Raw genomic sequence first — 21,566 nt, 5'->3', positions numbered from 1 at the left:
ACCCAAGGGGGTCGCAGCGGCGGCCTTCCGGGGTCACAATCACCGTAGGGCCTCCCAGCTCAGGAGGAGGACACCGTCAACGACCCGGCCTTGAAGGGCCGGGCTTGCAACTCGTGACTGCCCCTGACGGAGAGGACGGTGACACGGTCGCATGGGGCGCGTTGACGAGCACCCTCGCCGTTCGTGCGCGTCTTTGGACGTTCACGGCGGCGATGTGGTCGGCGGGGCCAGCGAGCCCGCACACGACGCACGAGAAGTCATCCCGGGTGGGACGGTTCTTGCGGGACCTGTGCCCGCAGCGCGGGCAGGTCTGGGAGGTGTAGTGCGCGTCCACCTCGATCACCGGTACGCCCGCGCGGAGGGCTTTGTAGCCGAGGAATTCTCCGAGTTGGTGGAACGGCCAGGACGAATGGGTGGCCCGCTGGTGCCGTGGAACCCTTATCCGATCACGGATGCCGTCGAGCTTTTCGAGGGCGATCCCGCGACCGGTGCGTTCGGCATCGGCCACCACCGTCTTTGCGATGGCATGGTTGATGTGGGTGGCGTGCCGGGTCTCCCGGCGCGCCCTCTTCTTCAGCTTGCGCTTGGCCGACCGAGTGTGCTTGGCCTGCAACTCGGCCCGCACCCGCGCCATGTGCCGCCGGTAGCGCTCCAGCCCCCGGCCCTGATGGTTGACGCCATCGGAGGTGGAGGCGAGGTTGGCGATCCCGCGGTCCACGCCGATCCAGTCGCGCGGGTCGCTGTTGAGCGGCTTCTCGGGGATGTCGCAGGTGGCGACCAAGAACCACTTCCCGCCCCGGTAGAGCAGGTCCGATTCGCCCTGGCGGTGCTCTGCGAGAGTCTTGAGCTGCGTGGGCGAACCGGTGAACGCCACGTCCTTCATCCGGCCCTGCAAAGTCCAGATCGACACGGTGCGGGCGTCGACCTGCCACGACAGGTTGCGGTCGTCATAAGTGTGCGCCGCATCCGGCCGAAAAACGATCGGCTTGGAGGTGGCCTTGATCCGGCGCGGCGAGTCCGCCCCGCCCAGCCGCCCGGCCTTGATCTGGCCGCGCAGCGTGGTGTAAGCGTCAACGACGCGTTTGATCACGTGCTGGGCCGCTTGTGCACCCAGTCCGGCGGCCTTGAGGTCGCCGTAGCAGGCGCGGCGCAGGTCGAACACCCGGCCCTTGAGCCCGAACCGGTCGAACGCGGTGGCCGACACGTGGCTCGCGGCGGTATTCACCGCGTGCAGGGTCGCCGCCATCGTCGCCGCCTGCTCGGGCGACGGCAGCAGCTTCACCTTCACCACGATCTTCACGGCCACGACCGTAGTGGTATGCACCGACGGAATCATTCAACGCAACCACGATCACTCACGGCGGTGTATGACCTGCATGTCACCCACTCGCCGTCTCCGGCTGCGCCGACGCGCCGCGATGCACCAGAAGCGATTCCTCCCGCCCTGAAGGGGCGGAGTTCCTCGCTGGAAGCCCCCTGAACACATGAGCTCCCGTCTGACCGGCGATGAGACCGCGCTGTGGAAGGCCGCGGCCAGGGTTCTCGATGCGAACTGGACCGGTACGGCCACAGCGGCGTCGCCCGGCCTCTACCCGCACCAGTGGAGCTGGGACTCGGCGTTCATCAGCATGGGCCTCGCCCGCCACCGCCACGACCGCGCCGAAGCCGAACTGCTCTCGCTGTTCCGCGGCCAATGGGCCGACGGGATGCTCCCGCACATCGTGTTCGACACCACCCTCGCCCGGCACGCGTACTTCCCCGGCCCCGAACTGTGGCGCAGCGAACACCAGCCGGACGCGCCCCCCGGCGTGCACACCTCCGGCCTCACCCAGCCGCCGCTGCACGCCCTCGCCGCCCTCCGCCTCCACGAATGCGCCGCCGACGCAGACGCCAGCCGCGCCTTCCTCACCCGGCTGCACCCCATGCTGACCGCCCAGCACCGCTACCTCGCCCGCGCCCGCGACCTCGACTCCAGCGGCCTCATCGCGATCTGCCACCCATGGGAATCGGGCCTCGACAACAGCCCCGCCTGGGACCGCCCCCTCGGCGCCCTCCAGCTCCCGCCCACCGCCTACGCCCCCGCGCAACGCACCCACACGCTGCCGACCGGCGAAGACTACGAACGCTACGTCTGGCTCGTCGCCCTCATGCGCGAAGCCGGCTACCACCCCGGCTACCTCCGCGAAGCGCACCCGTTCGCCGTCGAAGACCCCCTCGTCAACGCCACCTACCTGGCCTCCACCCACGCCCTCGCCGAAATCTCCGAAATCGTCGGCGCCGATCCCGTCCCGCACCGCGAACGCGCGCAGCGCATCCACTGCGCCCTGCTCGAACGGCTCTGGGACCCCGAAACCGGCTGCTTCCGCGCCCGCGACCTGCGCGACGACCGCCTCCTGCCCGTCGTCACCGTCGGCGCGTTCGGCCCCCTCCTCGACCCCGAACTGCCCGCCCCGATCGTCCGCAACCTCGTCGACCTGCTCCTGTCGGCGCGGTTCGCCGGCGCCGCCGGATACCCCGTCCCCACCTGCGACATCCAGGCGCCCGCGTTCGACCGCGGCGGCTACTGGCGCGGCCCCACCTGGATCAGCACCAACTGGCTCGTCTGGTACGGCGCACTCGGACACGGCCTCCCCGTCGTCGCCGACCTGCTCTACGGCTCCACCATGCGGCTCGTCCGCCAATCCGGCTTCCGCGAATTCTTCGACCCGTTCGACGGCACCGGCCGCGGCAGCCACGACTACGCCTGGTCCGCGGCGCTCGTCCTCGACCTGCTCGGAGCCCGCCGAGCCCCCCAGGCCGCCTGATCGCCTACCGTGGGGGCATGCGCCTACGCCGTGGTTCCCTGCCCGCAGCGGTCCGCGCCGCGCTCACGCTCGAACGGGGCGAACGCGTCCTCGCCGCCGCCCCCACCCGCGGCGGCTCCCACGTGACCGCCACCACCACCGCGCTGCACCTGCCCACGCCCGAAGGCGGATACACCCGCATCCCCTGGGAACGCGTCGACCACGCCACCTGGAAGGACGGCAGCCTCGACGTCCAGGAGACGTCCACAGGCGCCGAACACCACGTCCGGCTCACCGAACCCGGCTCCGTCCCCGAAACCGTCCGGGAACGCGTCACCGCCACCATCGCCGTCAGCCACCACGCCGTACTCCCCGGCGGCGGAAAAGTCCGCATCGCCGGCCGGCGCCCCACCACAGGCGGCGACGTGCGCTGGACCTTCGTCTTCGAGGCAGGACTCGACCCCGCCGACCCGGGCCTGCGAGCCCAAGCCGAACACGTCCTCGAAGACCTGCGCCGCCAGACCGGCCTCTAACTGGGGTACACCTGCGGAGGCTGCTCCTCCGAAGCCTTGTGGCGCCCCGGCACCTGCTGTGGCACCCGCTCCTTCAGATGCCCCGCCTTGCCGGCGAACTCCTCGCCCTTCGCCCGGATCTTCCCCGCCGCCTCCTGCACGTTCGGGTTCTCCGACATCTGCTGCGACAGCCTCTTGATCTGCTCGTACCGCTCACGCCCGGCCTTCGTCCCCAGGACGTAACCGATCGCGGCCCCTGCCATGAACATCATGCGAGTCTTCATGCCCAACTCCAACCGACGGCGGATTCGTGACACCCCCATACCCGCCAACGCCGCCCCAACCCATAACCGTGCGCGAGCAACCCCCGACATGCGCTAACCTAGGGGCGCCAGCAGGGGCCCACCGCCCCGCCGGACCAACGATCCCGCGTAGCTCAATTGGCAGAGCAGCCGGCTGTTAACCGGCAGGTTACTGGTTCGAGTCCAGTCGCGGGAGCCTCTCTTGGTGCTAAAAAGCCGCAGGTCAGGCCCCGTCTGGCCGCGCCGGAACGAACCTTCCCCACCGCTGCCTGACCAAGTGCCTGACCAGGGCCCACCAATCTCTGCATAAGTGAGCCATTCAGGATCAGGCCGATGGGAACGACCCATGGCCCCCATCGTGCTCGCTTCGCCAGTCAGTTGACGAGCCTCGGTCGGCATGGGCGGACCTCGTCCGCTGGCATCCTCATGAGGCATCCCCGGGGAAGATGCGGTCCATCTGTGTGGCGCCACTCTCCAGGACGGGCCGCAGCTGGTGCCGGTAAACCGTCTCCGTGACGCGGGTGCTGCTATGGCCGACCAGCCGCGCGATGTCCTTGATCGGCATCTCGTTGTCCGACAGCAGGGACACAAAGGTGTGCCGCAACTCCCGGGTCGTCCACTCCGAGCCGTCCAGACCAGCGCGATCAGCCACCTTCCGGAAGGCCCGGAGCACGTCCATCGGCCCCTGCATACGCCCATCGGGCTTGGGGAAGACGAGACGGTCAGGAGGGGGAGGGAAGTCGCCCCCGGCGTCCAGGAGGGCGCCTGCCTGTGCGCTGTAGAGTTCATGGAGAGCTGAGACGCACCTGGCCGGGAGCTTGAGGCTACGCCGCGACCTCTCGGTCTTGGTGTCCTCGCCGTGGCGGTCCGCCCGCCATACGTACACAGCGAACTCCCGGTGTTCCCATCCGGCCTTGTCGACCGGCAGCCACACCTGGCGCTCGGCGTCGTACGCGACGACGTGAGACCAGCGGAGCGCCCGCATCTCCTCTGTCCGGGCCCACCCAAACGCCCGGCTACGGCAGGCAGCTGACCTGTATGACCGAGCTGCCCGCCGCCCGTACGCGCGGGTCCCGCCGCCTTCTACGGCCGGGGTGCGGCTACGGCGTGCGGCGCGCCTGCTGGCCGCGGCCGGGCCACAACACCGAGACAGCGCCGCGTGGCTGCGGCTGCTTGGCAGCCTGACGCAGTTGGCTGACGCAGTGGCGACGTTGCGTCGCGCCCAACACCGGAATGCGCAGGCCGCCGCCGCGCAAGCGGGGGCCCGCCATCTTCAGCGGCTCGCCGCCCAGGGGCAGCCCGGCCCGCACGGTAGCGACGGCCAAGATCCCGGTCAGCCGCGGCAGGTCCTTCGAACCGAATTCTCCGGGCCGACGCCGGGACCGCGCCGCCCGGCGCAGCCGTCGCCCTGGCTTCACAGGCCGCCTCGGCGCGCTGGGCCCGACCGGCCATCCGCGCCGGGGCGGTGATCGGGCATGGGTGCAGCTCCTTTGCAGGGAGCTTGTGAGCTGGGCGGACGGGTCTCTCGAGAACGAGCCTCGCCCAAAATAGTTCGCGCTGGGCAGGCCGGCTGGGCAGGCTGCTGGGCGATGGATGACGAAGAAGACTTCTACGCCCACCCCAACACTCTGCTGGGTGCCCTTCAACGCGGGATGGGCCGCGGTGTGATCGAAGCGATGGCCGATCCCGCCGCCGTTGAAGCGGTGCTGTCCTGCCTGCGGCGCGACCACCGCTGGTCGTGGGACGTCGATGAGCGTGCCGTCTATCTGGCTCGTCTGGTCTGTGACCTGGAGATCCCGATCGACCGCCTCCTGGCCGTGCTGGATCAGGCCCCACCCGAGGACGACGAGAACGGCGCGGCCCTGACCCTGGAGGTGCTGGAGGTCCTCGGCCGCGTCGGAAACCGCCAGGCGGTCGACGGTGTGCGCCGCCACATCATCCAAGGCCCGCACTGGCTCCAAGCCCTGCACATGGCGGGCTCCGGTTGGGACGCCGAGTTCTGGGACGATCTGTATCCGCGTTTGCGGGACCGCATCGCCACTGTCGACCGCCACCTGATCCTGTGCAGGTCCTTGCCGTGGACACGGTGGGCCGAGCACGACGAGCGCATCGCAGCAGCGATCGAGGACGCCCGGAAAGCCACCGCCCGCCTGCTGCCCGAGCCGACTGCAGATCCTGAACTGGCGCAGGCCCGCCGGTGGGCAGCGATACCTGATCACCCTCAGTACTGGCTCTCCGTCTGGGTTGTGGCCAGGGCGGGCGACGAGCGCGATGTTCCCGCCTTGCTGGAGGCGGTGGACCGCGTGCGTACGCGCGATGGGGGCCTCAGCCGGTGCTACCGGGACCTGATCGCGGGGCTGACCCGCATCGGAGGCGATCGGGCGGCACAGATCGTGCCGCGGCTGAAGCGACTGTGGTTCTCCCCTCACACCTACGAACGTGCTGCCGTCCTCAAGGCGCTCATGGCGTTCGCATCCCCGGGAGAGCCTCCTTGGCAGTTGTCCGAGGGACTGTGGGACTGCGAGGCCGACGTCCGGGAACTGGCCGCCGCCCACGTCCAGCTCACCGATCCCACCTGCGCACGCCTGCGCTTCCTGCGCGACGACCCTATGGAAACGTCCGAGGTCCGCGCCGCCGCCGCACAGCGCCTCGACTGAACCCGCTCCATGGGGACGCCGAGTGCAGCTCTTCAGCAGCGGTCGCCTGCACCAGACAGACAGGTCCCGGTCCAAGAGCTGCACCCACCAACCGCCCGGTCAGGCGGTCGTGCGGGCGGCGTGGGGATGGTCGAGTTCATCCAGCCTCCTCAGGGAGGATGATCAGCCCCTCCGGGGTGAGGATGAACTCGTGGCCGTTGTCGCAGGTCCACAGGTCGCCGGGCACGTCGGGTGCGAGTGCGGCCCAGCAGGTGTCCTGGGTGAGGCAGTACGGGCAGTCGGGGCCGTTCAGGACCGGCCGGTGGTGGGTGGGGATGTGCCAGTCGTGGCGGCAGGCGCGACAGCGCCAGACGTTGACCTCGGTGCCGTCCCGATAGGTGGCGGGCCCGATCCACACCGCGTCAGCGGGGCGCTGGCACAGGGGGCAGTCGGGCGGGGTGACCATCGGCCATTGCTCGACGGGCGGAAGGTTCTGCGGGTTGGACATGACGGTGCTTCCCTGAGTCGGGGGATGGAGCGCGCCCGCGCCAGGCTGCTGACGGGGTCGCCGGGGGCTTGTGGGACGTGGGAGGCAAAACAAGACCCGGACCGGCCTATGGCTGGTCCGGGTTCTGGCGGCTGGTCAGGCCCGTTGGCTGGTCAGGTGTCCGGGGCGGTGGCGCGGTTGCGGAGGTCGGCGAGGTGGGTGCGGACGCCTTCGTAGCGGGTTGCGGCCTGCTGGTAGGCGGTCAGGGCGCGCCGGACCCGGTTGCTGTCGGTGGCCTTGTGCTCGGCGTCGGTCAGGACGAATTCGATCGGTGCTGCGTTCGGGCGGCCGGTGGACGCCGATGGTCGTGTAGTACCTGGTTCGTGGGGCCGGTTGCCAGGGGGAACGGGTGTTCGACTGGTTCGAGTCCGGTCGCGGGAGCGATCGGCTCCTCCTACTCGACGAGCTTCGCTCGGCTTCGCCGGGATCGCTCCCGTCTGCTAGTCCGGGGGGCGACCCCCCCCGGAGCCCCCCGTGCCGCCGCCATCCCCCGCCCACCCGCCCCTTTCGGGGCGGGATTTTTGTGTTGGGGCCTGTGGGTGTGTGTTGGGGGTGGGCTTGCTGGGGTGGTTCGGGTGTGGAACGCAGTGTAGTTCTGTTGTCACAATGGGTGTGGCTCCGCTCGACCGCAGGAGGGTGCCTTGCCCGCTGTTTCGTGCCCCCCGCCCGCTCCCGAAGACGCGACCTCATGGCCGGAGTTCATCGATAGGCTCCGGGCGCTGTACGCGTGGTCAGGTAGACCTAAATACCGTGCCCTGTGTGGGCGTTGTCATGGCCTCTCGCCGGCGGCCGTGTCCGGTCTCATCGGCAGGAATCCGCTGACCAGGCCGCCGGAGACGGCGACGGAACGGTTCGTCGAGGCGTGCTTGCGGTACCGGGACTGGGCGGACGTCGATGACGAGACCGCCAGATGGGTCCGGCACTGGAGGCTCATCGCCGGTGAAGCGCCGCCTCTCGCCGGCTCGCCCGGACGGCTCCGCCGGTACGCGGTGGCCGGGTCCGTGGTCACCGTGGTCGTCGTGGCGGTGCTCGTAATCGCCGCGGTCACCCGCAGGTGCCGGCCCGTTCTGAACGGATCAGAACGGCGGGCGGCTGTGCCTCCCCGTTTCCGGGGGTAGATCCCCGCACGCCGGACCACCGGCGAACACCCCGCGACCGTCCACGGAGACCGGCATGGAAGGGGTGACACGCCCGGTGACGGACCGCGTGATGTTCAGGATCCTGGGGCCGCTGCGGGCCGGCGTGGGGGAGCGGCCGGTCGATCTCGGTGGCGGCCGGGCACGGCTGGTGCTGGCGGCGCTGCTGCTGGAGATGGACCGGACGGTGCCCGTGGACCGGCTGGTGGACGTCGTCTGGCCCGGCGGACCTCCCGCGTCCGCCCGCACGCAGATCGCCATGGCCGTGTCCGGGCTGCGCCGCGCGTTCCGGTGCGCGGGCTGCGCAGGGCATGTGATCGACACGGTCCCGCCGGGGTACCGGGTCTCCGGCGTGATCGACGCCCGCGCGGCGGAGCGGTTGATCGCCGGGGCGCGCCGCGACGTCGCGGCGGGCAGGCTCGCCCGTGCCTCGGACGGGTTCCGCGGTGCGCTCGCGCTGTGGGACGGGCCGGTCCTCGCCGGACTCGACAGGCCCGTCATCGCCGCCGGCGCACTGCGATGGGAGGAGCTGCGGCTGACCGCCGTCGAGGAGTCCGCGCGGGTGGAACTGGCGCTCGGCCGCCACCATGAACTCGTCGGTGAACTGATGGTGCCGGTGGCGGAGCATCCGTACCGCGAACGGCTCCGGGCTCTGCTGATGGTGGCCCTGGCGCGGGCGGGACGCCGCGGTGAGGCGCTCGACGTCTACCACGACGGGCGGCGGCGCCTGGACGAGGAACTCGGGCTGCGGCCGGGACGCGAACTGCGGGACGTCCACACGGCCGTCCTGCGCGACGACCCCTGAACGGGGGAAGGCCGCCGGGCGGGTGAAACGCCCGGCGGCCCCGTTCGCCCGCCTACCTCGACCACTGGTGTGAGCGCATGACGAGGTCGGCCGCGTTGAGCGGCCCCGACGTGACCGGCAGCGGGTCGGCGATCTGGCCTCGGTAGCCGGCGTACCGGTAGAACTTCACCTTGTTGTACGGGTGGCTGGTGTATCCGTTGTTCCAGACGGTGTTGACCCTGAAGCCGTGCGGCCTGCACTGGACGGACCCGCCCTGCCAGTCGGGGTCGTCGCCGCTCCAGTTGCATCGGACGCCCGTGGCGTTCCGGCCGCTCCACACGCACACGTCGCCCTTCGGGCAGGACGCGTTCGCGGCGGTCGTGGCGGAGGCCAGGGCGGCCGACGGTATCGCGGCGGTGGTGACCCCCGCCATCACGGCCCCGGCGAGCAGTCCGGTCTGGATCCTGTTCATTTCCTCCCCGTTCTCTCGGCTGACGCGGGGAACGCTAGGGCGGTCCGTTATCGGGCCCTTATCGCGTCGTTCAACCCGCCGTTTCGCGGGCGCTGGCCGGGTAGATCGGCTTGTGCGTGCCTTGGTGGAGGGGGGCTGCGGGCGGCATGGTGACGCTTGTTCTGGCCTATGCCGTCGCGGCGGTCGCCGTCCCCTGGGCGCTGGGACGCCACCGGCGTCTGATGGCGTGCGCGGCGGCGGTGCTTCCCGCGGCGACGGCGGTGTGGGCCGCGACGCGGGCGGGCGGGGACGACCTCACGGCGGAGCTCGTGTGGGCCGCCGATCTCGGCCTCGTGCTCGACTTCCGGATGGACGCGCTGTCCATCGTCATGCTGCTGCTGGTCGGAGGCGTGGGCGCCGTCGCGCTGTGCTACGCGGGCTGGTACTTCGAGGGTTCCGAACGGCTGATGATCGGGACGCTCGTCGCGTTCGCCGGGGCGATGACCGGGCTGGTGCTCGCCGACAACCTGCTCGTCCTCTACGTGTTCTGGGAGCTGACCACCCTCAGCTCCTTCATCCTGATCGGCACGACCCGCCCCGAGCGGGCCGAGGACCGGCGTGCGGCGACCCAGGCGCTGCTGATGACGACCGCGTTCGGGCTGGTCATGCTCGCCGGGTTCGTGCTGCTCGGGCAGGCCGCCGGGACCTACCGGATCTCGGCGCTGCTCGCCGAACCGCCGGGCGGGGCGGCGGCCGAGGCGGGCTTGGTGCTGGTGCTGCTGGGCGCGTTCGCCAAGTCGGCGCAGATGCCGCTGCACGCGTGGCTGCCCGCCGCGATGGTGGCGCCCACGCCGGTGAGCGCCTACCTGCACGCCGCCGCCATGGTGAAGGCGGGCGTCTACCTGGTGGCGCGGCTGACGCCCGCGTTCGCCGACACGGGCCTGTGGCGGCCCGCGGTGATCGGCGTGGGGCTGGTGAGCCTGATCGCCGGCGGTGTCGTCGCGCTCCGGCAAGACGACCTGAAAGCGCTGCTCGCCTACGGGACCGTGAGCCAGCTCGGCTTCCTGATGGTCCTGCTCGGGAACGGGACCCGGACGGCGGCGCTGGCGGGGACCGCGCTGCTGCTGGCCCACGGCCTGTTCAAGGCGCCGCTGTTCCTGGCGGCCGGCGTCGTCGAGCACGAGGCCGGGACGCGCCGCGCCGGCGAGCTGTCCGGGATGGGGCGGCGGCTGCCCGTGACGGCGGTCGCGGCGACGGCGGCGGTCGCGTCGATGATCGGCCTGCCGCCGTTCCTGGGGTTCGTGGCGAAGGAGGCCGCGGTCAAGGCCTTCGCGCACGGGGGGATGGACGCCGTCGTCCTCGCCGGTGTGGTGGCGGGGGCGGCACTGACCACGGCTTACGGTGCGCGGTTCCTGCATGCCGCCTTCGCCGGTGGCGGGGACGGCGCGCGGGCGGCGGACCCGTGGGGGATGGCCGTGCCGGTGGCGGTTCCCGCCGCCGCGGGGTTCGCCCTGGGGTTCCTTTCGGGGCCGGTTCAGACGATGGTCGCGCCGTACGCGAACACGCTGGGCGGGGACACCGGCTACGAACTCGCCCTCTGGCATGGGCTCGGGCTCCCGATCGCGCTGTCCGCGCTCGCCATCGCGGCCGGTGCCGGGCTGTTCCTCCTCTTCGGCCGGTCGTATCCGGCCGAGCCGATGCGGTGGCCCGTCCCGGACAGTCAGCGGGGCTACAACGGCGTGGTCCGCTCGGTCCTCGTGGGGGCGCACGCGGTCACCAAGCGGCTCCAGGCCGGGTCGCTCCCCGTCTACCTCGGCGTGATCGGGACGACGGTGCTCGTGGTGCCCGGCTCGGCGCTCATCGCGGGGATGACGGACAAGGGGAGCCCCGACGTCGCGGACTACGTCCTGCACGGCTGGGACGATCCGGTGCAGACCGTCCTGGGCCTGATCGTGATCGTCTGCGGGATCGCGGCGATGCTGGCCCGCCGCAGGCTGTCGGCGGCGCTGCTGATGGCCGGGGTCGGCTACGCGATCGGCGGGCTCTTCGTGGCGCAGGGCGCGCCGGACCTCGCGCTCACGCACCTCGTCGTGGAGACGCTCCTGCTGATCACCCTCGTGCTGGTGCTGCGGCGGCTCCCGGAACGGTTCCCGCCACGCCGGCGCAAGCCGTCCGCCAGGGTCGCGACCGCCCTGATCAGCGTCGGACTGGGCGCATTGATCGCGATGTTCCTGGTGGTGGCGGTGCTGAGCCGCCGCATCAGGCCGACCGGTCCCGGCTACGCCGAACTCGCCGCGAAGGAGGGGGCCGACAACGTCGTCAACATGATCCTCGTCGAGGCGCGGGCCCTGGACACCCTCGGCGAGATCACGGTGGTGGCCGTGGCCTCCATGGGCGTCATCGGGCTGGTGCTCAGCGGACGCCGCCGCGTCCCGCGCCCGCCCGGTGAGGAGCCCGCCGGCGGCGAGGCGGGAGGGGAGCCCGGCGGCGGGAGAAGCTGGCTCGCGACCTCCGGCCGCCCGGCGCTCGGCGGCGCGCCGATGGTGCCGGCGGCGGCCGCGGCGCGCCTGCTCGGCCCCGCGATCCTGGTGTTCTCCGTCTACCTGCTCATCGCGGGGCACAACCGTCCCGGCGGCGGGTTCGTGGCAGGCCTCGTGGCGGCCATGGCCTACGTCCTGCGCTACCTGCCGGGCGGGCGGCGTGAACTGGCGGCCGCGATGCCCGTGCGTCCCGGCGTCCTGCTCGGCGGCGGGCTCGGGCTGGCGGTCGCCACGGGGGTGGCCGGGTGGACGTTCGGCGGGGCGGGGGACGGGGCCTTCCTGAAGAGCGAGGTCCTGCACGCCGCGCCGCCCGTGATCGGCGACGTCAAGGTCCCGACGAGCCTGTTCTTCGACGTCGGGGTGTACCTGCTGGTGCTCGGGCTGGTGCTGACGATCCTCACCACGCTCGGCGCGAGCCTCGACGAGAACGTCCTGGAAGAGGACGTTCCGGACGAGAACGACACGGCGGAGGGAGCGCGACCATGACGGGGCCCGCTCTCGTCCTCATCCTGGCCTCCGCGGTGCTGTTCGCGGCGGGCTTCAACATGCTGATGCAGCGGTCCCTGGTCCGGATCGTGATCGGCTTCATGCTGCTCGGGCACGGCGCCAACCTGCTCCTTCTCCTGGCGGGCGGGGCGGCCGGTTCCCCGCCGCTGCTCGGCAGGGAGTCCGAACGGCCGATGGCCGACCCTCTGCCGCAGGCCATGGTGCTCACCGCGATCGTGATCACCTTCGGGGTGACGGCGTTCCTGCTGGCCCTGGCGTTCCGCAGCCGGATGCTCCTGGGGGAGGACGAGGTGCGCGACGACGTCGAGGACCGCCGGATCCATGCCGAGCGCCTCGCTGAGGCCTGGGGCGACGATGCCGACCCGTTCGACGAGGACGCCGACCAGGAGGGCGCCGGGCGCGGGGACGGCGAGACGAGGGGCGGCGCATGAGCGTCCTCGTTCCGCTGCCGTTCGTCCTGCTGCTGCTGGGGTCCGCGCTCACGATGATCAGCCGCCGCCGGGAGACCTGGCTGCGGATCCTCGCCCCGCTGGCCGTCACGGCGTCGCTGGCCGCCGCCGGCGCGCTGATGGCGGCCGTGGCCCGCGACGGCGTGATCGCCGTCCAGATGGGGGGCTTCGCCGCGCCGCTCGGCATCACCCTCGTCGCGGACCGGCTGTCGGCGCTGCTGCTCGTGGTGTCCATCGGCGTGCTGCTGGCGATCATGCTGCACGCCGTGGCGGAGGGCGCCGGAGGCATGGGAGGGCACGAGCCGGGCGTGTTCTACCCGGCGTACCTCACGCTGACCGCCGGGGTCAGCCTGATCTTCCTCGCCGGCGACCTGTTCAACCTCTTCGTCGCGTTCGAGATCATGCTGGCGTCGAGTTACGTGCTGATGACGCTCAGCCCGACGGCGGAACGGCTCCAGGCCGGCATGACCTACACCGTCGTCAGCCTCATGTCGTCGATCCTGTTCCTCGCCGCGATCGGCCTGACCTACGCCGCGACGGGCTCGGTGAACCTCGCCGGCCTGTCCGAGCGCGTCGCGGACCTGCCCGAGGGGACCCGCACGGCGCTCGGGCTGCTGTTCCTCGTCGTGTTCGGAATCAAGGGCGCCATCGCCCCGATGCACCTGTGGCTGCCCGACAGCTACCCGGCCGCCCTCACCAAGGTCACGGCCGTCTTCGCGGCACTGCTGACCAAGGCCGCCATCTACGCGCTCATCCGGGTGGAGACGCTGCTCTTCCCGCGTGACCAGGTGTCGTGGATCATGCTCGTCCTCGCCGCCGCGACGATGCTCGCCGGCACGCTCGGCGCGCTGACCCACGACGACATCCACCGGGTGTTCTCCTTCATCCTGGTGGGACACATCGGCTACATGCTGTTCGGCCTCGGGCTGTACAGCGTCGCCGGCCTCACCGGAGCGATCCTCTACCTCGCCCACCACATCGTCGTGCAGGCGACGCTGTTCCTGGTCAGCGACCTGATGCAGGGACGCACCGGGGAGACGTCGCTGCGCCGTCTCGGCGGCCTGGCGCGCCTGTCGCCCTTCATCGCCGTGATGTTCTTCATTCCCGCCATGAGCGTGAGCGGGATGCCGCCGTCCTCGGGTTTCATCGCCAAGCTCGCGCTGTTCCAGGCGGGCCTGGGTGAGGGACGACACGTCGCCTACGCCGTCACGGCCGTGGCGGTGCTGGCGAGCCTGCTCACGCTGATGGCGATGTCGCGGATATGGACGCTCGGGTTCTGGCGTCCCCGCCCGGAGGAGGCCGGCGAACCCCCCGCCGCCGGGTCCTACACGGAGGGAAGCACGCGGCTCATGGGGACCGTGACCGTCGTCCTGGTCGCCGGGGGCCTGCTCATCGCCGTGTTCGCGGGGCCGCTGGCGTCCTGGAGCCACCGCGCCGCCGCCGACCTGCTGGACCCGGCGGTGTACCGGAACGCCGTGCTGGACGGAGGGCGGCCTTGAACGGCTCCCGCCACGTCGCCTCCCGCCTGTTCATGGGAGTGTGGCTGCTCGGGATCTGGCTGCTGCTGTGGGGACGGGCCGACGTGCTCACCGTGACCGGCGGCGCCGTCGTCGTCGCCGGCGTCTACGCGATGAGCCGGCTGCCCGCGGTACCGCTCGTCCGGCGCATACGGCCGCTGCGCCTCGCCATGGCCATCGCCGAGTTCGCCTGGGACCTGCTGGCGTCGAGCGTGGTCATCGGATGGCACGCGCTGTACCGGCCGCGGCAGGTGCGCAGCGCCATCATCGACGTGGACATGCGGTCCCGCTCGGACATCATCCTGCTGGGGGTCACGACCAGCATCTCCCTGCGTCCCGGCACGATCCTGATCGACCTGGAGCTGGAGCGGGGCATCCTGCGCATCCACGCCATGCCGGTCCACGGTCCGCAGCAGGCCGACTCGGCTCGGGCAGGCGTGATCCGCACGGAGGAGAGATTGATGCGCGCGTTCGTGACGTGGGAGGACGCACCACCACCGGAGGAGCCTCGATGAACACCGTCTACATCCTGACCATGGCGCTGCTGGGCGCCGCGTTCCTGATGACGGCCGCGCGGCTGGTACGCGGCCCGTCCAGTTTCGACCGCATCATGTCGCTGGACGTCATGGCCGTCCTGCTGGTCAGCGGCATCGCCGTCCACTCGGCGTACTGGGGCGAACCCGCGTACGCGACGCTTCTGCTGGTCGTGTCGATGCTGGGCTTCGTGGGCTCGGTCAGCGCCGCCCGCCTGGCCGGGGCCTGGGGGGAGCGCACATGAGCGCCGGCGACGTCGCCACCGCCGTCCTGCTGCCCGCGGGCGCCGTCTTCTCCGCCCTCGGCGCCCTGGGCGCCCTCCGGTTCCCCGACCTGCACACCCGGCTGCACGCGGCGACGAAGCCGCAGACGATCGGGCTGCTGCTGATCCTCGCCGGGGTGGCGGCCCAGGCCGGCTCCGTCTCGGCCGTCACCCCGCTGATCCTGGTCGCGTTCTTCCAACTGCTCACCGCGCCGATCACCGCCCAGACCATCGGCGGCGCCGCCTACCGCGCCGGCGTGATCGACCGCGCCACCCTCACCGTGGACGACGCCGGCCAGGGGAGCTGATCCGCCCCGCCCGGATGACGCCGACGGGGCCTCACGTCTCGGTGGGGGTGGTCTCGGCGACGGACTCGGCGAGGAGGTCCTCCTCGGTGGCGCCGCGGCGCCAGTAGCCGGAGAAGGTGACCGTGCGGCGGTTCAGGCCGCGTTCGCCGACCAGGTGCCGGCGGAGCGCTTTGACCAGGGCCGACTCGCCCGCGATCCAGGCGTAGGCGTCGGCGGGGACGTCGGCGGCGCGGAGGGCGTCCAGCAGGCCGCCGGGGGAGACCCAGGTGATCTCCGCGTCGGCGGCGGTGGGCAGGTCCTGCCGGTCGCCGGGGTGCGGGACGTCGATCCAGACCTGGGCGGACGTTCCGGCGGGCAGCCAGGCGAGGCTCCCGGCGATGGCGGGCAGCGCGGTCAGGTCGCCCGCGATCAGCACGGGGCTCCCGGGCGGCGGGCGGAAGTCGTAGCCGCCGTTGTCGGAACCGGTCGGGCCGAGAATGGTGACGCGGTCGCCGGGACGGGCCGCCTCGGCCCAGGTGGCCGCCGGGCCGGAGGAGCCCTCGGTGTGCAGGGCGAAGTCGACGTCGAGTTCGCCGGGGCGGTGGTCGCGGACGGTGTAGGAGCGCATGATCCCGCGTTCGGCCGGGTCCAGGGCCCGCCAGTCGGCGAACCAGGTTTCGCCGTCGTTGTTGTCCGGCATGATGGGCGCGTCCTGGTGCGGGTGCGGGAGGAACAGCTTGATGCGCTGGTCACGCCCGGCGGAGACGAACGCCGTTTCGGCCGCGCCGTTCAGGGACGCGCCTCCGAAGGTGACCCGCACCATGGACGGTCCGAGCCGTTCGGCCCGCAGGACGTGCAGGTCGAAGAACGCGTAGGGGTGGGACGGTTTCGGCATGCCGGGCGTACTCCATGAATCAACGGCGGTGACCCCGCTGCGGGCTTGATCGCTACTTAGGTTAACCTAACCTAATTCCGATCAAAACGCTGATCTGCGGCGTGCCACTCCCTGAGGGGTGACACGCCGCAGATCAGCGAAGAGCGGGGCCGGTTACTTGCCAGCCGGGACCTTGTACGACTCGGCCTCCTTGGACGCCGTGGCCTCCCGCTCGACGACCATGCCGCCGAGCGCCTTGGCGTCCGTCCGCAGGATGTAGGTCTTGCGGGTGCCCGGCTCGTCCACCTTCGAGAAGTCCATCGGCGTCCCGTAGCCGCCGTCGTAGGTGGTCGTGGACCGGTGCGCCTTGATCACGCCGTCCCTGGTGAGGTCCTTGGCCTCGCACGCCTTCTTCAGCGCGTCCGCGAAGATCACCGCGCTGGTGTGGCCGTTGACGACCGCGCTGTCCAGCGGCTGCCCCGGGAACTTCTTCGCGTAGTCGTCCGCCAGCTTCTTGACCGGCGCCAGGTCGGACGAGATCGGCGCGCCGGCGGTGGCGAGGTAGAAGCCCTTGAGCAGCGCGGGCGCCGCGGGGGTCTTCAGCAGCTGCGGGGAGAACCCGGAGTTGCTCGCCACGATCGGCACCATCAGGCCCTTGGACCGGGCGACGCCCGCGAGCGACGCCGACTGCTTGGGGCCCGCGCTCATCAGGATCGCCGTCACCCCGGCGTTCTTCAGCGCCGAGACCTGCGCGGTCATGTCGTTGTCGGTCGCCTTGATCTTCTGCTCGACGATCGTGAGGCCGAGCTCGCCGGCCGCGTACTTCGACCCGGCGAGCGCGCTCTCGCCGTAGTCGCCTTCGAAGTACACGTGCCCGATCTTGTCGCCCTTCTTGATCCCCTTCTCCTCGGCCAGGAAGTCCAAGGCGTTGATCATGTCGATGTCGTAGGTGGTGCCGGTGACCTGGATGTACTGGTTGCCCAGCAGGGTCGTCGCCCACGCGTTCGGGATGACGAACATCTTGTCGTTCTTGATGCGGTCACCGAGCGCCGTCACCATCGGCGACCCGACGAACTGCGCGAGGCCGATGACGCTGCCCTGCAGCTCGCTGTAGGCGGCCACGGCCTTCTGCACGTCGTACCCGTGGTCGCGGACGACGAGCTCGACCGTGCGCCCGCAGATGCCGCCCTGCGCGTTCACCTGCTCGAAGTACAGCTGCTGCGCCTGGGTGAGGCTCTTGCCGAGCGGCGCGTACACCCCGGTCATGTCCGTCTCGATCCCGACGCTGATCTTCTTGTCGGTGACGCCGGTGCCCTGCTTCACGCCGTCGGCGCCGGTCTCACCCGGGCCGCCGGCCGCCTTCTTGCTGCAGCCGGACGCCATGCTCAGCGGCAGTGCCAGCGCCAGGGCGGCGACCGCCGTGACGCGCGCCATTCGCTTCATACCAGTTGCTCCTCTTTCTCGAGTCGGGTGAGGGGTCGGGCGGCCCGGCGCCGCGACGCCGCGGCGCGCAGCCACGGCCATATCCCGGCCAGGCCGCGGGGAAGGAACAGGACGACGGCGACGACGGCGGCGCCGTACAGGATCCGGGCCGCCTCGGCGGGGGAGACCCCGCCGGAGCCCGGGGTGGCGACGAGCGGCAGGTCGTCGCCGAAGCGGGTGAGGAGCTGCGGCAGGACGGACACGAACACCGCGCCCGCGACCGCCCCGGCGACGCTGCCCAGCCCGCCGATGACGATCATGGCGAGGTAGTCCAGGGCCAGGAACATCCCGAAGTAGTCGGGGACGGTCCGCTGGAACGCCAGCGCCAGCAGCCCCCCGGCCGCGCCCGCGTACATCGACGACAGCACGAACACGCCGGCCCGGTAACGCGCCACCGGCACCCCCATGACGGCCGCCGCCACCTCGTGGTCGCGGATCGTGTTCATCGCCCGTCCGGGCCGGCCGCGCAGGATGCCGCGCGCGATCCACGCCGCCGGGATCAGCAGCGCGAGGCCGAGGAACCACAGCCGTTCCACCGCGCCCAGCGGCACGTTGAACAGCACCACCCCGGCGGAGTCGTCGAACCGGAACCCGAAGATCTCCAGCGGCGGGACGTCGCGGCCGTTGAAGCCGCCGGTGACGCTCTCGGCGTTGAACAGCACATGCTGGCCGATGAAGATCAGCGCGAGGGAGGCGATGCCGAGGTAGACGCCGCGCAGCCGTCCGGCGATGGGGCTGAACAGCCCGCCCGCGATCCCGGCGAGGACCACGGCGCCGACGAACGCCAGCGGCGTCGGCAGCCCGAGGCCCACCATGCCGTCCTCGGAGCCGGACGCCAGGTACACGTACCCGTAGGCGCCGACGGCGAGGAAGAACGCGTGCCCCATCGACAGCTGCCCGGTGGACCCCGTCAGCAGGTTCAGGCCGATCGCGCCGATCGCCGCCGACATCGCGAACAGGCCCGTCAGCAGCCAGAACGCGTCCAGGTAGAAGGGCGGCAGGAGCATGACCAGGACGGCCGCGGCAATGATCCACCTGCGTCCCGGCCCGAAGAAGCGAAGGACGGACGGACGTTCAGACACGCGACAGCTCCCTCGTCCCGAACAGCCCGGCGGGCCGGACCAGCAGCACGGCGAGCATCACCAGGAACGGCGCCACACCGCCGATGCCGCGGCCCAGGAACGTCAGGTCGCCCTGGTAGCCGGTCACGAGCGACTCGGTGAGCCCGACGATGAGCCCGCCGACCAGCGCCCCGGTCGTGGAGTCGAGCCCGCCGAGGATCGCGGCGGGGAACGCCTTCATCGCCGCGAACGACGTGCTGCGGTCCAGCCCCGGCGTGGGGAACACCGTCAGGAACAGCGCCGCGACGGCCGCCAGCGCGCCCGCGATCGCCCACGCCGCCAGCGAGACCCGCGTCAGCCGGATGCCCATCAGCGACGCCGTCTCGCCGTCCTCGGCCGCCGCCCGCATCGCCACGCCCCACGACGTGAAGCGGAACGCCAGCAGGAACGCCGCGATGATGACGGCCGCGACGGCGAACGCGGCGATGCGCGTCTGGGCGATGCCCACCCCGCCCACGTACACGATCTTGTTCTGCCAGGGGTCGCCGAGCGAGAGGACCTGCGTGCCGATCCGCCGCGTCAGCTCGGTCGTCATCACGATGTCGACGCCGATCGTCACGATCGCGAGCACCGCGTGGTTCTCCACCCGTGCGCGCCGCAGCACCAGCACCTCGATCAGCACGCCCGCGGCCGCCGCCGCGGCGATGCCCGCGGCCAGGGCCGGCAGGAAGCCGATGTCGTCGTGCAGCACGGCCGTCACGAAGCCGCCGGCCAGCAGCAGCGACGCGTGCGCGAAGTTGACCACCTCGGTGGCCTTGAAGATGATCACGAAGCCGAGGGCGATGAGCGCGTACACCGCTCCCGCCGAGACCCCGTTGACCACCAGCTCGATGAACGTGCTCAAGGATTTCCTTCCGGGTCCGCGTGGGAGGGCGCCGCCGGGACGTGCGCGGCGCCGAGATAGGCGCGGATCACGGCCGGGTCGCGCTGGACCCGCGCCGGGTCGCCGCCCGCGATGCGCCTGCCGAAGTCCAGGACGGTGACCTCGTCGGCCAGCCGCATGACCATCCCCATGTCGTGCTCGACCAGCAGGACCGAGACGCCGAGGTCGGTGCGGGCGCGGGCGATGACCTCGGCCATCCGCCGCCGTTCACCGCCGTTCATCCCGGCCACGGGCTCGTCCAGGAGCAGCAGCCGGGGCTCCATCGCCAGCGCGCGGGCCAGCTCCACCCGCTTCTGGACGCCGTAGGGCAGCATCCCGACGGGGGCGCCGAGATGCTCGTCCACGCCCACGAACCGGGCGATGTCGCGGACCCGTGCCCGGTGCCGCGCGTCCTCGCGGCGCGCCCACGGCATCCGCAGGCCCGCGGACGCGAACCCGGCGCGGGTGAGGCGGTGCCGCCCGAGCATCAGGTTGTCCTCGGTGGACTGGTACCGCGACAGCGCGATGTTCTGGAACGTGCGGGCGATGCCCAGCGCCGCGATCCGGTGCGGCGCCAGCGAGGTCAGCTCCGCCCCGCCGAACCGGACGCTGCCCTCGCTCGCCCGGTACACCCCGGACAGGACGTTGAAGCACGTCGACTTGCCCGCGCCGTTCGGCCCGATGACCGCGTGGACGCTGCCGGGCGCGACCGTGAAGCCGACGTCGTCCAGCGCCGTGAGCCCGGCGAACCTCACCGTGAGCCCGCTGACGACCAGTTCGCTCATCCCGTCCACCTCTCCAGCGCAGGCGGCGGAACGTCCTTGCCGGTGCCGCCCTCCTCGTCGCCGGCGATCTCCTCGCCGACGCCGAGGTAGCGGCGCCTGATCTCGTCGCTGCCGGCGAGCTCGGCAGACGGGCCGTGCAGGGCGACCGCACCGACCTCCAGCACATGCGCCGCCGACGACAGCTCCAGCGCCAGGGCGGCGTTCTGCTCGATCAGCAGGATCGCCGTGCCCTGGAGGTTGATCTCCCGGACGGTGTCGGCGATCCGCTCGGCCATCAGCGGCGCGAGGCCGAGCGTCGGCTCGTCCAGCAGCAGCACCGACGGGCACGCCATGAGGGCCCGCCCGATCGCGAGCATCTGCTGCTCCCCGCCCGACAGCAGCCCGGCCCGCTGCCGGGCCCGCTCCGCCAGCACCGGGAACAGTTCCAGCACCCGCCCGTGCGCCTTGGCGGCCTCGGACCGGCTGGGCGCGCCGAGCGCGCCGGCCCGCAGGTTCTCCTCGACGCTGAGCCGGCCGAACACCCGCCGCCCCTCCGGCACCTGCACCACCCCGGCGGCCACCACGGTCGCCGGGTGCAGGCCGATCAGGGACCTGTCGCCCAGCCGCACTGTGCCCGTGTCCACCGCGCCGCGGTGGAACGGGAGCGTCCCCGAGATCGCCCGGAGAAGCGTCGACTTGCCCGCCCCGTTCGCGCCGAGCACCGCCGTGACAGAGCCCGCCGGGACGTCGAGCGACACCCCGCGCAGGGCCCGCACGGCCCGGCCGTAGCTCACCGACAGATCACGGACCGCGAGGGTCCCGTTCGCCATGCACGCCTCCACATTCTCGTGTGGCTGGCACCCCAGCACGGGCCGCCGACCTGCGTCCATGGGCCGCGGGCAAGACGTGGCGGGCGTCCAATCGAACGCCGTTCGGGTTGTGTGGCGAGCACAGCGCAGGCCGCCCCGCCGGAGGATTCGGGCGGCGTTTCGGCCTCCCGTTGTGCGCGGCGAGCGATTGTTCACCGGCACTGCCGCCCCGCAACGAAGGCATCAGGAACGGAACGAGGGCCGTTTTCCGGCTGCGGTCACACACCGCGAGGAACATCGTGACCATCGGCGCCGACGTCGCCAGAGTCAGCAGGCGCGATCGCACGCGCCCCGATCCGGCAGATCGACCGCTGAGAAAGCGGTCTACAGCCCGCATGCGGGCGTTA

22 protein-coding genes and 1 tRNA gene are annotated in these 21,566 nt (G+C 71.6%); 11 read left to right on the top strand and 12 right to left on the bottom strand.

The genetic code is table 11. The annotated features are described in order from the left end of the window. Positions 1–76 precede the first annotated feature (76 nt). Positions 77–1,324, bottom strand: coding sequence for a transposase (locus AB0C35_RS04340; protein WP_358450396.1), 1,248 nt, complete (start codon positions 1,322–1,324; stop codon positions 77–79). 160 nt (positions 1,325–1,484) lie between these two features. On the opposite strand from AB0C35_RS04340, the gene AB0C35_RS04335 reads away from it, so the two are divergent. Together AB0C35_RS04335 and AB0C35_RS04330 are read left to right on the top strand one after the other, a co-directional pair. Further along, the gene (locus tag AB0C35_RS04335; RefSeq protein WP_358450394.1) at positions 1,485–2,804 is read left to right on the top strand and encodes a hypothetical protein; all 1,320 of its coding nucleotides are present in this window, start codon (positions 1,485–1,487) and stop codon (positions 2,802–2,804) included. A gap of 17 nt (positions 2,805–2,821) precedes the next feature. After that, positions 2,822–3,316, top strand: coding sequence for a hypothetical protein (locus AB0C35_RS04330; protein ID WP_358450392.1), 495 nt, complete (start codon positions 2,822–2,824; stop codon positions 3,314–3,316). Here the strand turns inward: AB0C35_RS04330 and AB0C35_RS04325 are convergent. Next, complete coding sequence (locus AB0C35_RS04325) at positions 3,313–3,579, bottom strand: YtxH domain-containing protein (RefSeq protein WP_358450390.1); 267 nt, start codon at positions 3,577–3,579, stop codon at positions 3,313–3,315. The two genes, AB0C35_RS04330 and AB0C35_RS04325, sit on opposite strands and share 4 nt — an antisense overlap. Before the next feature lie 141 nt (positions 3,580–3,720). Here AB0C35_RS04325 and AB0C35_RS04320 point away from each other — a divergent pair. Next, positions 3,721–3,793: transfer RNA gene (locus AB0C35_RS04320), tRNA-Asn, on the top strand. A gap of 228 nt (positions 3,794–4,021) precedes the next feature. On the opposite strand, the gene AB0C35_RS04315 is transcribed toward AB0C35_RS04320, so the two are convergent. Continuing rightward, positions 4,022–4,582: a tyrosine-type recombinase/integrase gene (locus AB0C35_RS04315; RefSeq protein ID WP_358450388.1), complete on the bottom strand. Its 561-nt coding sequence runs from the start codon at positions 4,580–4,582 to the stop codon at positions 4,022–4,024. 604 nt (positions 4,583–5,186) lie between these two features. Here AB0C35_RS04315 and AB0C35_RS04310 point away from each other — a divergent pair. Further along, complete coding sequence (locus tag AB0C35_RS04310) at positions 5,187–6,254, top strand: hypothetical protein (RefSeq protein WP_358450386.1); 1,068 nt, start codon at positions 5,187–5,189, stop codon at positions 6,252–6,254. A gap of 136 nt (positions 6,255–6,390) precedes the next feature. Here AB0C35_RS04310 and AB0C35_RS04305 read toward each other — a convergent pair whose 3' ends face one another. Next, positions 6,391–6,741, bottom strand: coding sequence for a hypothetical protein (locus tag AB0C35_RS04305; protein WP_358450384.1), 351 nt, complete (start codon positions 6,739–6,741; stop codon positions 6,391–6,393). 808 nt (positions 6,742–7,549) lie between these two features. After that, on the bottom strand, positions 7,550–7,789 hold the full coding sequence (locus tag AB0C35_RS04300; RefSeq protein ID WP_358450382.1) for a hypothetical protein: 240 nt from the start codon (positions 7,787–7,789) through the stop codon (positions 7,550–7,552). A gap of 164 nt (positions 7,790–7,953) precedes the next feature. Here AB0C35_RS04300 and AB0C35_RS04295 point away from each other — a divergent pair, with 164 nt between their 5' ends. Beyond that, a complete protein-coding gene (locus AB0C35_RS04295; protein ID WP_358450380.1) occupies positions 7,954–8,721 on the top strand; it encodes an AfsR/SARP family transcriptional regulator in 768 nt (255 codons plus the stop codon). 52 nt (positions 8,722–8,773) lie between these two features. On the opposite strand, the gene AB0C35_RS04290 is transcribed toward AB0C35_RS04295, so the two are convergent. Then, the gene (locus AB0C35_RS04290) at positions 8,774–9,172 is read right to left on the bottom strand and encodes a peptidase inhibitor family I36 protein (protein ID WP_358450378.1); all 399 of its coding nucleotides are present in this window, start codon (positions 9,170–9,172) and stop codon (positions 8,774–8,776) included. A 146-nt stretch (positions 9,173–9,318) separates the two neighbouring features. Here AB0C35_RS04290 and mbhE point away from each other — a divergent pair, with 146 nt between their 5' ends. From mbhE to mnhG, 6 genes are read left to right on the top strand one after another with little or no spacing between them, the layout of a single operon-like run. Then, complete coding sequence (mbhE, locus tag AB0C35_RS04285; protein ID WP_358450376.1) at positions 9,319–12,177, top strand: hydrogen gas-evolving membrane-bound hydrogenase subunit E; 2,859 nt, start codon at positions 9,319–9,321, stop codon at positions 12,175–12,177. After that, positions 12,174–12,629 carry a Na(+)/H(+) antiporter subunit C gene (locus AB0C35_RS04280; protein ID WP_358450374.1) on the top strand — a complete coding sequence of 152 codons (456 nt, stop codon included), beginning with the start codon at positions 12,174–12,176 and terminating at the stop codon, positions 12,627–12,629. Before mbhE ends, AB0C35_RS04280 begins: the two co-directional genes overlap by 4 nt. After that, positions 12,626–14,146 (top strand): Na+/H+ antiporter subunit D, encoded by a 1,521-nt coding sequence (locus AB0C35_RS04275; protein WP_358450372.1) that lies wholly within the window; start codon positions 12,626–12,628, stop codon positions 14,144–14,146. Before AB0C35_RS04280 ends, AB0C35_RS04275 begins: the two co-directional genes overlap by 4 nt. Further along, positions 14,143–14,679, top strand: coding sequence for a Na+/H+ antiporter subunit E (locus AB0C35_RS04270; protein WP_358450370.1), 537 nt, complete (start codon positions 14,143–14,145; stop codon positions 14,677–14,679). The genes AB0C35_RS04275 and AB0C35_RS04270 overlap by 4 nt, the downstream gene beginning before the upstream one ends. Beyond that, on the top strand, positions 14,676–14,942 hold the full coding sequence (locus AB0C35_RS04265; RefSeq protein ID WP_358450368.1) for a monovalent cation/H+ antiporter complex subunit F: 267 nt from the start codon (positions 14,676–14,678) through the stop codon (positions 14,940–14,942). The genes AB0C35_RS04270 and AB0C35_RS04265 overlap by 4 nt, the downstream gene beginning before the upstream one ends. Then, positions 14,939–15,268, top strand: coding sequence for a monovalent cation/H(+) antiporter subunit G (gene mnhG / locus AB0C35_RS04260; protein ID WP_358450366.1), 330 nt, complete (start codon positions 14,939–14,941; stop codon positions 15,266–15,268). The genes AB0C35_RS04265 and mnhG overlap by 4 nt, the downstream gene beginning before the upstream one ends. Positions 15,269–15,299: 31 nt before the next feature. On the opposite strand, the gene AB0C35_RS04255 is transcribed toward mnhG, so the two are convergent. The 6 genes from AB0C35_RS04255 to AB0C35_RS04230 form a co-directional block, all read right to left on the bottom strand. Further along, entirely contained in the window at positions 15,300–16,142 is an 843-nt protein-coding gene (locus tag AB0C35_RS04255; RefSeq protein WP_358450364.1) for a siderophore-interacting protein, read from the bottom strand. A gap of 153 nt (positions 16,143–16,295) precedes the next feature. Beyond that, on the bottom strand, positions 16,296–17,564 hold the full coding sequence (locus AB0C35_RS04250) for an ABC transporter substrate-binding protein (protein WP_358450362.1): 1,269 nt from the start codon (positions 17,562–17,564) through the stop codon (positions 16,296–16,298). After that, entirely contained in the window at positions 17,561–18,685 is a 1,125-nt protein-coding gene (locus tag AB0C35_RS04245) for a branched-chain amino acid ABC transporter permease (protein WP_358450360.1), read from the bottom strand. The genes AB0C35_RS04250 and AB0C35_RS04245 overlap by 4 nt, the downstream gene beginning before the upstream one ends. Next, positions 18,678–19,568, bottom strand: a complete 891-nt coding sequence (locus tag AB0C35_RS04240) for a branched-chain amino acid ABC transporter permease (RefSeq protein WP_358450358.1) — start codon at positions 19,566–19,568, stop codon at positions 18,678–18,680. The genes AB0C35_RS04245 and AB0C35_RS04240 overlap by 8 nt, the downstream gene beginning before the upstream one ends. Then, positions 19,565–20,371 (bottom strand): ABC transporter ATP-binding protein, encoded by an 807-nt coding sequence (locus AB0C35_RS04235; RefSeq protein ID WP_358450356.1) that lies wholly within the window; start codon positions 20,369–20,371, stop codon positions 19,565–19,567. The genes AB0C35_RS04240 and AB0C35_RS04235 overlap by 4 nt, the downstream gene beginning before the upstream one ends. Then, the gene (locus AB0C35_RS04230) at positions 20,368–21,180 is read right to left on the bottom strand and encodes an ABC transporter ATP-binding protein (RefSeq protein WP_358450354.1); all 813 of its coding nucleotides are present in this window, start codon (positions 21,178–21,180) and stop codon (positions 20,368–20,370) included. Before AB0C35_RS04230 ends, AB0C35_RS04235 begins: the two co-directional genes overlap by 4 nt. Positions 21,181–21,566 lie beyond the last annotated feature (386 nt).

Origin of the sequence: Spirillospora sp. NPDC048819 (assembly GCF_040650055.1) — a bacterium.
Classification (GTDB): domain Bacteria; phylum Actinomycetota; class Actinomycetes; order Streptosporangiales; family Streptosporangiaceae; genus Spirillospora.
This window is presented reverse-complemented; position numbering and strand designations above follow the sequence as displayed.

Excerpts from the sequence above, each read along its gene's own strand:
- AB0C35_RS04325 (WP_358450390.1), bottom strand. The coding sequence starts at position 3,579 with ATGAAGACTCGCATGATGTTCATGGCAGGGGCCGCGATCGGTTACGTC.
- AB0C35_RS04335 (WP_358450394.1), top strand. The coding sequence starts at position 1,485 with ATGAGCTCCCGTCTGACCGGCGATGAGACCGCGCTGTGGAAGGCCGCG.
- AB0C35_RS04330 (WP_358450392.1), top strand. The coding sequence starts at position 2,822 with ATGCGCCTACGCCGTGGTTCCCTGCCCGCAGCGGTCCGCGCCGCGCTC.
- mbhE (WP_358450376.1), top strand. The coding sequence starts at position 9,319 with ATGGTGACGCTTGTTCTGGCCTATGCCGTCGCGGCGGTCGCCGTCCCC.
- AB0C35_RS04265 (WP_358450368.1), top strand. The coding sequence starts at position 14,676 with ATGAACACCGTCTACATCCTGACCATGGCGCTGCTGGGCGCCGCGTTC.
- AB0C35_RS04250 (WP_358450362.1), bottom strand. The coding sequence starts at position 17,564 with ATGAAGCGAATGGCGCGCGTCACGGCGGTCGCCGCCCTGGCGCTGGCA.
- AB0C35_RS04280 (WP_358450374.1), top strand. The coding sequence starts at position 12,174 with ATGACGGGGCCCGCTCTCGTCCTCATCCTGGCCTCCGCGGTGCTGTTC.
- AB0C35_RS04275 (WP_358450372.1), top strand. The coding sequence starts at position 12,626 with ATGAGCGTCCTCGTTCCGCTGCCGTTCGTCCTGCTGCTGCTGGGGTCC.
- AB0C35_RS04255 (WP_358450364.1), bottom strand. The coding sequence starts at position 16,142 with ATGCCGAAACCGTCCCACCCCTACGCGTTCTTCGACCTGCACGTCCTG.
- AB0C35_RS04315 (WP_358450388.1), bottom strand. The coding sequence starts at position 4,582 with ATGCGGGCGCTCCGCTGGTCTCACGTCGTCGCGTACGACGCCGAGCGC.
- AB0C35_RS04230 (WP_358450354.1), bottom strand. The coding sequence starts at position 21,180 with ATGGCGAACGGGACCCTCGCGGTCCGTGATCTGTCGGTGAGCTACGGC.
- AB0C35_RS04310 (WP_358450386.1), top strand. The coding sequence starts at position 5,187 with ATGGATGACGAAGAAGACTTCTACGCCCACCCCAACACTCTGCTGGGT.
- AB0C35_RS04290 (WP_358450378.1), bottom strand. The coding sequence starts at position 9,172 with ATGAACAGGATCCAGACCGGACTGCTCGCCGGGGCCGTGATGGCGGGG.
- mnhG (WP_358450366.1), top strand. The coding sequence starts at position 14,939 with ATGAGCGCCGGCGACGTCGCCACCGCCGTCCTGCTGCCCGCGGGCGCC.
- AB0C35_RS04295 (WP_358450380.1), top strand. The coding sequence starts at position 7,954 with ATGGAAGGGGTGACACGCCCGGTGACGGACCGCGTGATGTTCAGGATC.
- AB0C35_RS04305 (WP_358450384.1), bottom strand. The coding sequence starts at position 6,741 with ATGTCCAACCCGCAGAACCTTCCGCCCGTCGAGCAATGGCCGATGGTC.
- AB0C35_RS04235 (WP_358450356.1), bottom strand. The coding sequence starts at position 20,371 with ATGAGCGAACTGGTCGTCAGCGGGCTCACGGTGAGGTTCGCCGGGCTC.